The sequence below is a fragment of the Natronotalea proteinilytica genome (assembly GCF_055379935.1).
Genome location: NZ_AP043947.1, coordinates 3,461,117 through 3,473,733, shown reverse-complemented (window position 1 = coordinate 3,473,733; position 12,617 = coordinate 3,461,117). Strand labels below are relative to the sequence as shown.

Annotated in this window: 14 protein-coding genes and 1 tRNA gene; 1 reads left to right on the top strand and 14 read right to left on the bottom strand. The window is 55.7% G+C overall.

Translation table 11 applies throughout. The features are described from left to right. Positions 1–87 precede the first annotated feature (87 nt). The 14 genes from ACZ5AL_RS13815 to ACZ5AL_RS13750 form a co-directional block, all read right to left on the bottom strand. On the bottom strand, positions 88–864 hold the full coding sequence (locus ACZ5AL_RS13815; RefSeq protein WP_464511118.1) for a uracil-DNA glycosylase: 777 nt from the start codon (positions 862–864) through the stop codon (positions 88–90). Continuing rightward, positions 861–2,123 carry a bifunctional phosphopantothenoylcysteine decarboxylase/phosphopantothenate--cysteine ligase CoaBC gene (gene coaBC / locus ACZ5AL_RS13810; RefSeq protein ID WP_464511116.1) on the bottom strand — a complete coding sequence of 421 codons (1,263 nt, stop codon included), beginning with the start codon at positions 2,121–2,123 and terminating at the stop codon, positions 861–863. Before coaBC ends, ACZ5AL_RS13815 begins: the two co-directional genes overlap by 4 nt. 43 nt (positions 2,124–2,166) lie before the next feature. Next, positions 2,167–2,454: a DNA-directed RNA polymerase subunit omega gene (locus tag ACZ5AL_RS13805; RefSeq protein ID WP_464511115.1), complete on the bottom strand. Its 288-nt coding sequence runs from the start codon at positions 2,452–2,454 to the stop codon at positions 2,167–2,169. A gap of 85 nt (positions 2,455–2,539) precedes the next feature. Next, a complete protein-coding gene (gene gmk, locus ACZ5AL_RS13800; protein ID WP_464511114.1) occupies positions 2,540–3,106 on the bottom strand; it encodes a guanylate kinase in 567 nt (188 codons plus the stop codon). A gap of 12 nt (positions 3,107–3,118) precedes the next feature. Continuing rightward, positions 3,119–4,102: a YicC/YloC family endoribonuclease gene (locus ACZ5AL_RS13795; protein ID WP_464511112.1), complete on the bottom strand. Its 984-nt coding sequence runs from the start codon at positions 4,100–4,102 to the stop codon at positions 3,119–3,121. Positions 4,103–4,139: 37 nt separating this feature from the next. After that, a tRNA-Ser gene (locus tag ACZ5AL_RS13790) sits at positions 4,140–4,228 on the bottom strand. A gap of 49 nt (positions 4,229–4,277) precedes the next feature. Next, positions 4,278–4,847 carry a ribosome recycling factor gene (gene frr / locus ACZ5AL_RS13785; RefSeq protein ID WP_464511111.1) on the bottom strand — a complete coding sequence of 190 codons (570 nt, stop codon included), beginning with the start codon at positions 4,845–4,847 and terminating at the stop codon, positions 4,278–4,280. A 67-nt stretch (positions 4,848–4,914) separates the two neighbouring features. Continuing rightward, on the bottom strand, positions 4,915–5,682 hold the full coding sequence (pyrH, locus tag ACZ5AL_RS13780; protein WP_464511110.1) for a UMP kinase: 768 nt from the start codon (positions 5,680–5,682) through the stop codon (positions 4,915–4,917). Between the two features lie 103 nt (positions 5,683–5,785). Beyond that, on the bottom strand, positions 5,786–6,610 hold the full coding sequence (gene tsf, locus ACZ5AL_RS13775) for a translation elongation factor Ts (RefSeq protein WP_464511108.1): 825 nt from the start codon (positions 6,608–6,610) through the stop codon (positions 5,786–5,788). 85 nt (positions 6,611–6,695) lie between these two features. Beyond that, positions 6,696–7,703, bottom strand: coding sequence for a 30S ribosomal protein S2 (gene rpsB / locus ACZ5AL_RS13770; RefSeq protein ID WP_464511107.1), 1,008 nt, complete (start codon positions 7,701–7,703; stop codon positions 6,696–6,698). 214 nt (positions 7,704–7,917) lie between these two features. After that, a complete protein-coding gene (rpsI, locus tag ACZ5AL_RS13765; protein ID WP_464511105.1) occupies positions 7,918–8,316 on the bottom strand; it encodes a 30S ribosomal protein S9 in 399 nt (132 codons plus the stop codon). 74 nt (positions 8,317–8,390) lie between these two features. Further along, positions 8,391–8,834 carry a 50S ribosomal protein L13 gene (gene rplM, locus ACZ5AL_RS13760; RefSeq protein ID WP_464511104.1) on the bottom strand — a complete coding sequence of 148 codons (444 nt, stop codon included), beginning with the start codon at positions 8,832–8,834 and terminating at the stop codon, positions 8,391–8,393. A 397-nt stretch (positions 8,835–9,231) separates the two neighbouring features. Continuing rightward, the gene (locus ACZ5AL_RS13755; RefSeq protein WP_464511103.1) at positions 9,232–10,218 is read right to left on the bottom strand and encodes a hypothetical protein; all 987 of its coding nucleotides are present in this window, start codon (positions 10,216–10,218) and stop codon (positions 9,232–9,234) included. Between the two features lie 41 nt (positions 10,219–10,259). Further along, on the bottom strand, positions 10,260–11,069 hold the full coding sequence (locus tag ACZ5AL_RS13750; protein ID WP_464511101.1) for a hypothetical protein: 810 nt from the start codon (positions 11,067–11,069) through the stop codon (positions 10,260–10,262). Between the two features lie 842 nt (positions 11,070–11,911). Between ACZ5AL_RS13750 and ACZ5AL_RS13745 the strand changes: the two genes are divergently transcribed. Further along, a complete protein-coding gene (locus ACZ5AL_RS13745; RefSeq protein WP_464511100.1) occupies positions 11,912–12,568 on the top strand; it encodes an RNA polymerase sigma factor in 657 nt (218 codons plus the stop codon). Positions 12,569–12,617 lie beyond the last annotated feature (49 nt).

The window sequence follows — 12,617 nt, the reverse complement described above, 5'->3', positions numbered from 1 at the left end:
GATGGCGCCCACGGCCTTGCACATGCAAATGAGCGCATTACACCTAAACGGGAAGGAATTGTGTAGAGTTGCAGGCCGCGGAGATGACTACGCGGTGAGTTCGTCGTAGCGGGTGCGAAGCAGTTGCACGTCTTCCCAGGTGGGGCGTTTCCAGTTAGGGTTGCGCAGCAGGGCTGCCGGATGGTACGTGGCCATGACTGGGATCCCGTAAAAGTCGTGCTCGCTACCACGCATCGATGAGAGGGACGACCGGCGATCAAGCAGGGTGTTTGCCGCCACCTTTCCTACACACAGCATGATTTTGGGCTGGATGAGGGCAATTTGCTTGTACAGAATGGGGATGTGTGCCTCCACCTCTTCAGCCTCGGGGTCGCGGTTGCGAGGGGGACGACTTTTCATGATGTTGGTGATGTAGATGTCCTCGCGCGAGAAGTGAATGGCTTCGAGGATTTTGTCGAGGAGTTGCCCCGAGCGCCCCACGAACGGTTCGCCTTCCTTGTCTTCATCGCGACCGGGTGCTTCGCCAATTACGACCAGGTCGGCATTTGGGTCGCCCACGCCAAACACAGGGTTTTCGCGCGTCTCATCAAGCTCAATGAGCATGTGATTGGTAGCGAATGCCTCCACCTCCTCAAGCGTGTCAAGCGCGGCCAATTCGTCATACGGCGGCGTATCCGGAATAAGTGCGGTGATGCGCTCAGAAGGGGGAAGCGCGGGGTCTTCAGCAGGATCGACGGCGTTGCCAAACAGGTCGTAGTTGGGCATAGCAGAACGGGGGGCGTCGGGCAAGGGGATGAATCGGCCAAAGAGGGTGCGCTCATGGCGGAGCGCTTCGCGCAACGTGCGGAGGTCGGCGTTGGTCATGATGGGGAGGATGCGGTGGATGCTAACGCGGGGGTGTGTTGCAGCACCTCGGCTACAATGGCGCGGGCCACGTCTAGTTTAGGGGCCTGGCTAATGCGATGGACATAGGCATCCGGGCCGAAGAGAGTGCACGTGTTGGTGTCGGGCCCAAATCCGCTACCGGGTTCGGTGGCGTTGTTTAGGATAATCCAGTCGAGATTTTTGCGACGACGTTTTTCTTGCGCGTGCTTGGGGCCGTCGTGCGTTTCGAGGGCAAACCCAACAAGCACCTGCCCGTCGTGCTTATGTTCACCCAGTGTTTTGAGAATATCGGGGGTGCGCTCTAGGGTGAGTGTAAACGGGCCGTCGTTCTTTTTTTGCTTCGTATCCGACGGGTGGGCGGGGGTGTAGTCGGATACTGCCGCGGCCATGAATACCAAGTCGGTGGCATTGCGGCGCGCCTGTACGGCCTCATGCATCTCTGCAGCGGTGCGCACATCAAACCGAGTTACGCCGGGGGGCGTGTCGAGCGTTGTGGGGCCGCTGATGAGTGTAACGTCTGCGCCGCGTTCGGCAGCTGCCTGGGCTAGCGCAAATCCCATGGTGCCGGTAGACGGGTTGGTAAGCATCCGTACCGGGTCAATAGGCTCCTCGGTGGGGCCTGCGGTTACGAGAACCTCGTATCCAGCCAGATCTTGAGGAAGTGAAGGACGGGAGTTTTCCTGAAGGCACGTTACCATGTACGAGGCGATTTCCTCGGGCTCCGGCAACCGGCCCTGTCCTTCGAGTCCGCTAGCAAGCTCGCCGTGGGCGGCGGGCATAACGTGGTAGCCGTAGCGCTTGAGGTGTTCGAAATTGGCCTGCGTTGCCGGGTGCTGGTACATGTCTAGATCCATGGCCGGACATACCAGCAAGGGGCACCGAGCCGAGAGCGCGGTGGCGGTGAGCATGTTGTCGCTGAAGCCGTGAGCCAGTTTGGCGATGGTCTGTGCCGTGGCGGGTGCTACCACAAACAGATCGGCCCACAAGCCCAGCGACACGTGTTCGGTCCACTGATCTGGGTCGTGCTCCGGAAAAATATCGGAGCGCACGGTGTCGTCGGAAAGGGTGCCCAAGGTAAGGGGCGAGATGAACCGCTCGGCATCCGATGTCATGAGCACCCGCACCTCGGCCCCCGCTTTTTTGAGCAGACGCACCAGCAGTGCTGCTTTGTAAGCTGCGATGCTGCCTGTTACGCCCAGTACGATTCGGCGGCCATCAAGCGAGGAGAGTGCAGCCATGGGCACAACGGCATAGCAGATGGGAGGCAGCGAACAGCTGAATCTACTCCGGCTTCCGGAAGTAGAGCCGGTCGTTTACGAAGTCGTCAATCGCCATCTCTGTAGGCTCGGGCTTGAGCTCGTACTCGATGGAGACTTTTTCCTGCTCTTCCTGCATGCGGGCATCCTCCATGTCAGGGCCAAAGCCCTCGAAATACTGGAGTTTATCGTCGAGCTCAGAGCGCTCATCCGACGAGATTTGCCGGGCGCGCTTGGCGAGGATAGCTACAGATTCGTAGATGTTGCCAGTTTGTTCGGCAAGCTTGTCAACGTCGAGCGTTTTGATAGCCATAAGAGGCCGGGTCCACCTGAGAGAGACTATGCGATTGCGTTCGGTACGCACGACTCTGGGTATAACGCCACCAGAGCGCACCGGCTTAGCTTTGGATAAATGCCTGGATGTGCGTTAAAGTTTCTTCGACAGCGGTGTCGAGATCGTCGTTTACGACAATTGCATCGAAATCGTTAGCACGCGTCATTTCGGTCTGGGCGCGTTCGAGTCGGCTGCGTACGGCGTCGGAGGATTCTGTGCCGCGTCCGGTAAGACGCTCTTTGAGTACCTCGAATGAGGGGGGCGCAATAAAGAGTACTAGCGCTTCATCGCCGTACGTTTCTTTGACAGTGGTAGCGCCCCGTACATCGATATCGAGAAGCACAGGGGCGTCGGGGCTCGATTGGTCGATCTCTTGCTTGAGCGTCCCGTAAAACTGGTTGGGATACACCTCTTCGTACTCCAACAATTCGCCCGCATCGATTTTTTGGCGGAAGGCGTTGGGTGTTAGAAAGTGGTAGTCGGAACCATCGGTCTCATGCGGGCGCGGGGCGCGCGTGGTGGCCGAGACAGAGAAGCGGAGCGTGTCGATCGCATCAAGCACGCGGTGGGCAATGGTTGTTTTACCTGCTCCACTGGGGGCGGTCAGCACAATGATGGCGCGTTGCGACATAAGGGGCGTCCGTTATTCAACGTTACGAATTTGCTCGCGCAGTTGCTCGATGCGCTCTTTCATCTGAACCGCGTGCTCGGAGATGGTGGGGTCGTTTGCTTTGGCTCCGATGGTATTCACCTCGCGCAGCACTTCCTGCATGATAAACTTGAGGCGTCGCCCGGCGGGCTCGTCGTCGGTTAAGGCTTCGCGGAACTGGTGCAAGTGCGATTTCAGGCGAACACACTCTTCGTGCACATCGAGTTTGTCGGCGAGCAGGGCGATTTCTGTTTCGAGGCGGTCGCGGTCGAGTCGGTCATCGGCCAGCAGGTCGCTTAGTCGGGTTTGCAGTAGCGATTGCGCTTCATCGACCCGTACCGGAGCGCGCTGCTCAATGCGCTCTAGATGGTCGGCGAGGGCATCCAGGTGGTCGGTAAGATCTGTGAGGAGAGCTTTGCCTTCTTCAGCCCGCATCGTTTCAACGCCGTCAAGCGCCTGGATGAGGGCTGTTTCCACGACCGTCCAGGTGGCCTCGGGGAGGGGGGCATTGGCTTGTGGATCCGGTTCGTTATCTTGCAGTCGGTAGGCGGCGTCGAGCACGTCGCGCAATCGCAAGGAGGCGGTGAGGCCAGCTGCCTCACGCAGGGTACGTAACTCATTCGCAACCTGGCGGACTTGGTCGGGCGTAAGGGCAAGCGTTGAGGAGGCACCGGCCTGCACATCCACTGATACGCGAAACTGACCGCGTGTAAATTGATCTTTGATGTGCTGTTTGATTGCCAGCTCTCGCTCGCCCAGGCGTTGGGGACCGCGTATAGAGATGTCGAGGTGGCGTTTGTTCACGGAGCGCACCTCCACTACGGCAGCGGCAGCGTCGGTGGAGGCCTGTCCTCGGCCAAATCCGGTCATGCTATGAATCATAAGACAAACAACCCATCCTAAAAGCGTAGCGAGGCGGATACCGGCTGGCGCCAGATGCGGCCCATCTGACCGATATACAAAAGCCGGGCTGTGCATATGCAGGGCAGCCCGGCTCAAGGAAGACAAAATGATGCGGAGAGGGAGGGATTCGAACCCCCGGTACCGCGTAAACGGTACACTCGCTTTCCAGGCGAGCCCCTTCGACCGCTCGGGCACCCCTCCTAATATGTATCAGCGCATCTATGTGTAAGCGCGCGGCGAACGAAAGTTACTACACTTCCATGATTTCACCGGCTTTCCGTTCCTGCAGGGTGTCAATGCGTTCTACGTATTTGTCGGTCAGTTCTTGCAACTCTTCTTCGGCCCCGTACCGCACGTCTTCAGACAGATTCTCTGCCTTGACGGTGCGCTGAATTTCGTCTTTTGTTTCGCGGCGGATGTTGCGAATCGAGATCTTGGCCTCTTCAGCGCGCTCACGGGCCGTTTCAGCGAGCTCTTTACGGCGTTCTTCAGAGAGCGGCGGAACGGGGACGCGAATATTGGTGCCGTCGTTTGAGGGGTTCAGGCCCAGGTTCGCCGTCATGATGCCCCGCTCAATGTCATCGATGGCGTTGTTATCAAACGGCTGTACGATCAGCAAGTCGGCCTGGGGGGCGCTTACACTGGCCACCTGATTCAGGGGCGTTTGGCTGCCGTAGTAGTCCACTTTCACCCCGCTCAACATAGCGGGTGTAGCACGGCCTACACGAATGGTTTTGAGTTCGTTGCGCAGGTACTGTACCGTTTCCTGCATCTGCTTGTCAGCAGCATCTAACTGATCTTGAATCGGGTCGTCAGACATAGGAGGCACAACTCAATATGCAAAAGAGTATGGGAAGAGCGGATGGCAGTGCGCATCCGCACGGGGGTCATTGGTTGGGTTCCACCACAAGCGGTTCGGCTTCGTCCTTCCAGTGGACCTTTGTGCCTACCGCTTGGCCTTGGAGCAGGTCGTTCAGGTTGCCGGGCGTACCCATATCGAAAATGTGCAGCGGCATTGTCGACTCGCGGCACAGGGTAATCGCTGTCATGTCCATGACCTGCAAGTCGCGGCGAATCACCTCATCGCCGTGGATGCTGATAAAGCGTTCGGCTGCAGGATCTTGTTCCGGATCTGCAGTGAAAACCCCATCGACACGCGTGCCTTTCAGAATCACTTCCGCGTCGATTTCAAGGCCGCGCAGTGCGGCTGCGGTGTCGGTGGTAAAGTACGGATTGCCGGTGCCGGCGCCAAAGATAACGACGCGCCCTTTCTCAAGGTGGCGAATGGCGCGCCGTCGGATAAACGGCTCGGCAATCTCTTCCATCTTGATGCTTGACTGTAACCGGGTTACGAGGCCTTCTTGCTCTAGCGCATCTTGCAGGGCCATGCCATTAATCATGGTGGCAAGCATCCCCATGTAATCGGCGTGGGCGCGGGTCATGCCTTGCATGGCGTTCTGTACCCCCCGAAAAATGTTACCACCGCCAATTACAATTGCAATTTCGGCTCCGTTTTCTACCGCGGTGCGTATCTCTCGCGCATAGTTGCGGATGACCGTTTCGTCGATTCCAAAGTCCCGGTCGGGCCCCAACAGGGCTTCTCCACTAAGCTTGAGGAGGATGCGTGTGTAGGCGTCCGGGGTGGAAGTAGGCATGGCAGATATCAAGAGCAAGAGCGTTGGATGGGCACAGTGCTAGCTGCTATGCAGTACACATCAGCCCCCGGAGCCGGTTGGGCTGCGGGGGCTGTGGGGCAGGTTAGTTGCCAAGTGCATACCGCACGAAGCCGTGGATGGAAACCCCGGCCTCGTCGAGCATTTCTTGGACGGAAACCGAAGCGTCTTTTACGAAGTCCTGCTCCAGCAATACATTGTCTTGAAAGTAGCGGTTTAGCTTGCCCTCAACAATGTTGTCGATAATGTGCTCGGGCTTGCCATCGTTGATGGCGGCCTCGCGTGCAATTTCTTTTTCTTTCTCTTGCCGCTCTTGAGGCACATCGTCGCGCGAAACGGCGACGGGGTTGAGTGCAGCAATCTGCATGGCCACATCGAGCTGGGCTTGGTCGTCTTCGCCTGTTACGTTAACGAGTACGCCGAGCTTGGAGCCGGGGTGGATGTAAGAGACGATTTCACCGTCTTCCGTCTCTACCACATCGAAACGGCGGATGGCGAGCTTCTCGCCAATGCGTCCGGTCATGCGCACGAGCTCTTCTTGCACGGTGCGTTCGCCACTATAATCGAGCGCCTTGAGCTCGTCGAGATCGGCGGGGCGCTCGTCAAGCACGAGCTCAACGATGCGTGCCGCAAATGTTTGGAAGTCATCGTTACGCGCTACAAAGTCAGTTTCGCAATTGACTTCAGCAATGGCGCCCGCCGTTCCGTCATCGGAGAGGGTGGTTACGACGAGGCCTTCTTCCGCTTCGCGGTCGGCGCGTTTATCAGCCACCTTTTGGCCTTTCTTCCGGAGCAGGTCAACAGCCTCATCGAAGTCGCCATTGGCTTCTTCGAGGGCTTTTTTGCAGTCCATCATGCCAACGCCAGTGGCGTCGCGCAGTTTTTTGACGTCTTGGGCAGAGATACTCATGGGATAAACGTAAGCGTCTGGGCAAACGAGAGGGTGGTGCGAAAAGAGGGGCCGAATCGAATGGAGGGCGATTCGGCCCGAGGCGTTAGGAGCGTTGCTTTTGCTTCGCTTTTTTCTTCATGGAGCGCTCCTCCTGACCTTCCTTAATGGCCTCGGTAATAGTGGAGGTGATAAGCTCAATGGAGCTTAGCGCATCGTCATTAGCGGGCACCGGGTAGTCGATGTCGGTGGGGTCGCCGTTGGTATCGACCATAGCAATAATGGGGATGCCCAGCTTGAGGGCTTCCTTTACGGCAATGCTTTCCCGTTTTACATCGACGATAAAGATAGCACCAGGAATGCTGGGCATATCGCGAATACCGCCCAGTACCGTTTCGAGCTTCTCATGCTCGCGCAGGCGCATCAGCTTCTCTTTTTTCTTTAACTTGTCGAGCGTACCGTCGCGCTCCATCTTTTCAATTTCTTCCATCCGAAAGATGCTTTTACGGATGGTATCGAAGTTCGTCATGGTGCCGCCCAACCAGCGGTTCACCATGTGCGGCATATCTACCGACTCCGCGTGCTCGCGCACAATGTCCTGAGCCTGTTTCTTGGTGCCTGCAAACAGGATGTCGCGGCCTTTACTGGCAAAGCGGCGGGCCGCATCGGCAGCCTTATCAAGCATCGCCTGCGTCTGCATGAGGTCGATGATGTGGATGTTATTCCGCTCCATGAAGATGTATGACTCCATACGCGGATTCCACCGGCTGGTAAGGTGCCCGAAGTGGGAGCCGGCCTTCAGCAGTTGTTCGATCGTAACGCGGTGGGCCGGTTCGCCTGCGTTGGCGACATCTGTGCTCGACTCGTCGGAATCATCGGTATCCTCGGCTTCATCGGCCGTGTCGTCTGCGTCTTCGGCCACCGCTTCGGCATCGTCGTTGGCATCGTCTGCGGCCGTGGCTTCATCGGCGCTGGAAGACGCTTCGTCGGATGCTTCGTCGGCAGATGCTTCAGCAGCAGATGCTTCGTCAGCAGTATCGGGGGTGTCTTCGGTGGGTGTTTTCGTCTCGGGCGTGTCTTGCGACTCGGCCTCGGTAGATTCGGGGGTAGCCATAGGGTCGTTTTATACGATAAGAGAACGGGTTTATGCGACTACGACCGTCGTTTGACGCGCGAAACCGGGATGGTGTGTTGCATTGCAGCACACTACGGTGCGGTCAACCCACGCGGCATCGGGCCGTATGGTTGATAGTTGGTAGGCAGAGACTGTGCGAGACAACGCCAGGGGCGCTGCGTCGCGCATGTTGTTCTGCTGGCCAGCATAGCGTTTAACGCTTGGAGTACTGGCTCTTTTTCCGTGCTTTGGGCTGTCCGTACTTTTTGCGCTCGACCATGCGGTCGTCACGGGTCAGGTAGCCGGCGCTGCGAAGGGCAGGGCGCAACTCCTCGTCGAACTCAACGAGTGCGCGGGCAATGCCGAGCCGGGCCGCTTCGGCTTGTCCGGTAAGACCGCCGCCTGAGGCGTTCACGATCACGTCGAACTTACCTACAAGGTCGGTCACCACAAACGGCTGATCGAGCTCACGCCGCCGCCACGAGACGGGGAAGTAGTCCGATGCATCTTTGCCGTTTACGGTAAAGGTGGTGCCATCGCCGGGGCGAAGGTACACACGAGCGGTAGACGTTTTTCGACGCCCCACCGCATTGAACTGTTTAACAGAAGCCATAACAGAAAGGGTTGGTGGTCAATACAAGGGGAAGCATGTACATTACTATGCGCTGCTTGCGCATTGGGGTGGGGTTACCACTCCAGCGGCGTGGGTTGCTGCGCTTCATGCGGGTGGTCGGGCCCCACATGCACTTTAAGCTTTTTCAGCATCTTGCGGCCCAACTTGTTTTTGGGCAGCATGCCACGCACAGCTTGTTCTACAATACGCGTAGGATGAGCTTCGCGCACTTCTGCTGGCGTGAGTTCTTTTTCGCCGCCCGGATAGCCGCTATACGTGCGGTAGGTTTTCTGGGTCTCTTTTTGGCCGGTAAAGACCGCCTTTTCGGCGTTCACCACAACCACAAAATCGCCAGTGTCTAGGTGCGGCGTGTACATGGGTTTGTGCTTGCCACGCAGCACATGGGCAATGCGCGAGGCAATGCGGCCCACCGGGACACCGGCGGCGTCTACAAGATGCCAGTCGCGCTCAATATCACGCGGTTTGGCGCTATAGGTCTTAAAACTTTGGGTATTCATAGGTATCGTCCGTCTGCAAAACGCTCGGATCCGGAGAGTGAAGGCGGCAGCCCGTACCCTTTTTAAAGGGCATGGCCACGTAAAAGGCATACTAAATTGGGGGTGCCTGGCACAGCAGGCATAGAACGCGGATCGATTGCACAGTCCTGGATCTAATGAGGCATCATCGAGATGGGCTGTGCTGACCAGTTCATAACGCAGGCCCACTGCCAGACGCAGCTTCAAACCGTGCGCATGTATGCTATGGGCACCTGTACCAGGCACAGATGCTCCGCATTCATACTACAGGCGTAACTGCACGGATGGAGCCCAACGCAAGTTTTGAGGGTGAGTAGGTATTCCTTTAATCTTGATGCACAGCGCTTTGTATTGGGCTCTGAAAGCTACTGGCTTATAATCATTCCGGGTGGCCTTCCACCAGAATGGAGGGGGCATCTGTTGAAACAAAGCGATAGCGATACAGCGGGCGAGGCGAGGCGTTCTGCGAACAGGCTGCCATCCACGAGGACCACGCGTCTTGTATCCGGTCTTCTGTTGCTTGCGTGTATGCACTAGCTTCTTCAGCAGAGGGGGCTGTCACCGATACGGTTGTGCTATGGGTATGATGGACATAGCTTGTGGTCTGTTGGTAGCCGCAGGCATTCCCATCAACACGCATGGCACGAAGTCCCGCTACAAGCGCCTCTTGATTTCGGTTGGAGCTGAAGTGCACCGATACGCTCCACGGTACAGTACCGCGTGATAGCGCCCTTAACCACTGACGGTGGTCGGGGGCGCTTGTTTGAGGACCGGCGCGTGTGTCTGGTACATAGACATTGGGATCAAGATAGCCCAGGCGAGCAGCTGGGGTTGTGTGTGCTTCACTCCAGTGCTGGAGCGTATCGCCTAATGAAGCAATGCAGTCTGGATACATTTGTGAGCATACGCTGAGGCGGTCGAACGGGCTATGGGCTTTGTATCCGATCACCGACACATACGTCCCCAGTGCGTCCAGTGGAGCTTGAGTTGGACCGTAGTGTGATGTAGGGACCGGTACGTCCTCCACCCAGGCGCGCAACGAACGCTCTTTTTGCTGGGCAAGCAGGCCCACGAGCAGAGTTGCGTTTGGTCCATTCACACGGCTGTGCTGTAAACATCGATGCAAAAACGCCGCGTATCCGTTGGGTGCACGCGGGGGCGGGTTCGAAGCGAGGCGGTTGAGCTCTTGTATCGAGAAGGACGAATCCTCACGCGCATATCGCTCGGCACGTCGCCACACCGTAAGCGGAGGCATCGAAAATGCGCTGGCCCAATCGATGGGTCCTGTTGTCTGCTCAAGCAACTGACGAGCAGCCTCTAGCACGACTATATTTTCGAGAAGCGTTCCCGTGTTCTGAAAAGGCATATCTTTGCATCACATCCACAACGTCAGCAACATCCGACTGCTTACTCAAATGTAATACGAATGGTATCCTCAGTCTCAATGCGCACGTCCAGTTCGTCTAACAACTGCATCTCTTCGGAGTTGAGGCGCTCCTCGCCCGTTTCATAGCGATCGAGGGCTTGGATGGCTTCCATAGCCTCTTCCATAGCATCTGCATTGACAAGCGCTTCTATATCAATATCAAGAAGCGTCACCACGTTTTCCTGAACGTGGCGGGCATTTGTGTCTACGATCGTCCCATTTACGTCGATTGCGAGACGAAACCGCATATCTTGCGACATCATCTGCATCATTTGCTCCATTTGAGGATCCCCTTCCATCTCCTCACCCATCATGGGAGCCTCTTCGGCTTCGCTTGGCTCAGAAGGGGGCATCTGCACGGTGAGGGTAGCGGGGGTGCCCGGTTCAAACGTAAACGTGATATCATCAAAGATCGATGCCCCTGGGGTGCTAACCTCCCCATTCCCCATGTCTTCGGTATCGTCAGGCAGTGCCTCATCAGGGTCTAGTCCGAACGCAACATCGTTTATGTTTTCAAAGTGAGAGATGCGTTCATATCGCTCTCCGTACTGCCCCTCTATCGTCAGACTGGTAATCTCAAGCGCTTCCTCATCATCGATTTCAGATCGCAATTCCTCTTCTGTAAACACCTGGAAACGGGAGTCTTCCTCCTCGTCCATGCTTTGGGCCATTGACTGCATCATTTCGGCGCCTATCGGGCTAAACTGGGCGCTTTCGGTAAGGGTGCCACTGCCATCAGGGTTGATTTGTAGCGTGGCTTCCATTCCAAAACAGCCACTTAGGACAACCATCAGTATGAGGAGTGCTACGCTATACAATCCTGGGATACTTCGTAAAAGACTCGGCATAATCTTTTTGTTCGTTGTGATGCGTAAGCAGGATAAGGTGCGGCTGACGTCAAGGTGTCGATTTTTCCACCGTTCATTATACGTTATGCTGCTTGATTTTTCAAGTAATGTGAACGAATAGCTAATTTAGTCATTAGAAAACGTATGAACTAAAAATTATGTGGGTGCCATTCGTCTATTTTGTGTGCCGCTGGCATAGCAGTGCAGCGTGAATGGTAATTCTGTAGAGCGACAAGATGCGCACGGTGCGATCTCAAGCCGTTTGATTTGTAGCATTGATAAAATGGTGTTGTGAGGCTCGCAGCTTTAGAGTATATAGGCTGCACCCGGCACTCTGTTGGTTGTATGCTTCTATCGTCCGGTGCTTTTCCGAGAGGCGCTTTCCCCAAACAATCGCTATCAATGGGATAGGGCAAGAGAGCGCGTATGCGACTTGAAGAAAAACGGGGACGCTTTGTGCTGATTTTGTGGAAAGTGAGCGGCTTTCTCTTCGAACTAGAGAGTGGCTTTACTATGTTACAAATGACAGTATAGCATTTACCCGCAAATAGGACAATGCACAAGCATGCGGGATTCCTTTTGCGTTCGATAGATCTTGAACAGCTAAGCAATTATGTAAAATCACCTTCTTTCGATAACCCGTTGTAAACGTGATTTTTGGTGGACCCCGTCAGTCATGTAGGCTGTTGCATATTTGATCCGCTATGCAAAGGGACCTCTCCACGTTGCTCAACGATCAAGCAGTGCTCCAATAGCTTTGCAAAAGCAAACTTGCTTTAGGTTTTATGTCTGCCTCTTCTAAGCTGAAAGCGATTACGGACCGTCTTCCCTTTGCCCTTGATGATTCGCAGGCGATTGGTGCTGCTTTTAGACGTTGTAGGGAGGCCGAGGCAAATGATGCGAAAGTGGTAGATATGTGGACGTACGCCTATCTATATGTGTACTTTACTAAAAAGCACGTCCGCGGCGACGTTCGTTCTCCGGCTGACATGTCAGATCTTATTTCTACATCATATGAGAAGGTGATAGAAAACCGACACCAGATTAAAGAACCGAGCAAATATGCTCCCTGGGTAAGTCGGTTGGCAAAAAATGTGTTTTTGAATTATGTAAATCGACGACGTGTAGACACCGTCCCGGTTGATGGCGAGTACACTCCGCAAATCCGAGAACCGGAAGCAGAAAAACGACTCGACGACTCGGTCGGCTTCCAGAGCATACTAGTACAGCAGGCGCTTGGCCGGCTTCCCCCATATCTGCGTCGTGTCGTTAAACTGTATTACTTTGACCAACTAACATACGGAGAAATCGCAGAACGCCTTGATAAGTCGCCGGCAACGATTCGCACCTATCGATCGCGTGCGATTAAAGTGCTAAACGAAGACGAACGGCTTCATGACGCATTGGCAGTGGTTTATGACTACTCCGACTCCAGTTCTTGATGGGGCGGCGCTTTCATCATTTGGTACATTCTCTGCTTGTATCATGTGT

Bases quoted from the DNA above. Each gene is read 5' to 3' on its own strand.
- ACZ5AL_RS13815 (WP_464511118.1), bottom strand. From the start codon at position 864: ATGACCAACGCCGACCTCCGCACGTTGCGCGAAGCGCTCCGCCATGAG.
- coaBC (WP_464511116.1), bottom strand. From the start codon at position 2,123: ATGGCTGCACTCTCCTCGCTTGATGGCCGCCGAATCGTACTGGGCGTA.
- ACZ5AL_RS13805 (WP_464511115.1), bottom strand. From the start codon at position 2,454: ATGGCTATCAAAACGCTCGACGTTGACAAGCTTGCCGAACAAACTGGC.
- gmk (WP_464511114.1), bottom strand. From the start codon at position 3,106: ATGTCGCAACGCGCCATCATTGTGCTGACCGCCCCCAGTGGAGCAGGT.
- ACZ5AL_RS13795 (WP_464511112.1), bottom strand. From the start codon at position 4,102: ATGCACAGCCCGGCTTTTGTATATCGGTCAGATGGGCCGCATCTGGCG.
- frr (WP_464511111.1), bottom strand. From the start codon at position 4,847: ATGTCTGACGACCCGATTCAAGATCAGTTAGATGCTGCTGACAAGCAG.
- pyrH (WP_464511110.1), bottom strand. From the start codon at position 5,682: ATGCCTACTTCCACCCCGGACGCCTACACACGCATCCTCCTCAAGCTT.
- tsf (WP_464511108.1), bottom strand. From the start codon at position 6,610: ATGAGTATCTCTGCCCAAGACGTCAAAAAACTGCGCGACGCCACTGGC.
- rpsB (WP_464511107.1), bottom strand. From the start codon at position 7,703: ATGGCTACCCCCGAATCTACCGAGGCCGAGTCGCAAGACACGCCCGAG.
- rpsI (WP_464511105.1), bottom strand. From the start codon at position 8,316: ATGGCTTCTGTTAAACAGTTCAATGCGGTGGGGCGTCGAAAAACGTCT.
- rplM (WP_464511104.1), bottom strand. From the start codon at position 8,834: ATGAATACCCAAAGTTTTAAGACCTATAGCGCCAAACCGCGTGATATT.
- ACZ5AL_RS13755 (WP_464511103.1), bottom strand. From the start codon at position 10,218: ATGCCTTTTCAGAACACGGGAACGCTTCTCGAAAATATAGTCGTGCTA.
- ACZ5AL_RS13750 (WP_464511101.1), bottom strand. From the start codon at position 11,069: ATGGTTGTCCTAAGTGGCTGTTTTGGAATGGAAGCCACGCTACAAATC.
- ACZ5AL_RS13745 (WP_464511100.1), top strand. From the start codon at position 11,912: ATGTCTGCCTCTTCTAAGCTGAAAGCGATTACGGACCGTCTTCCCTTT.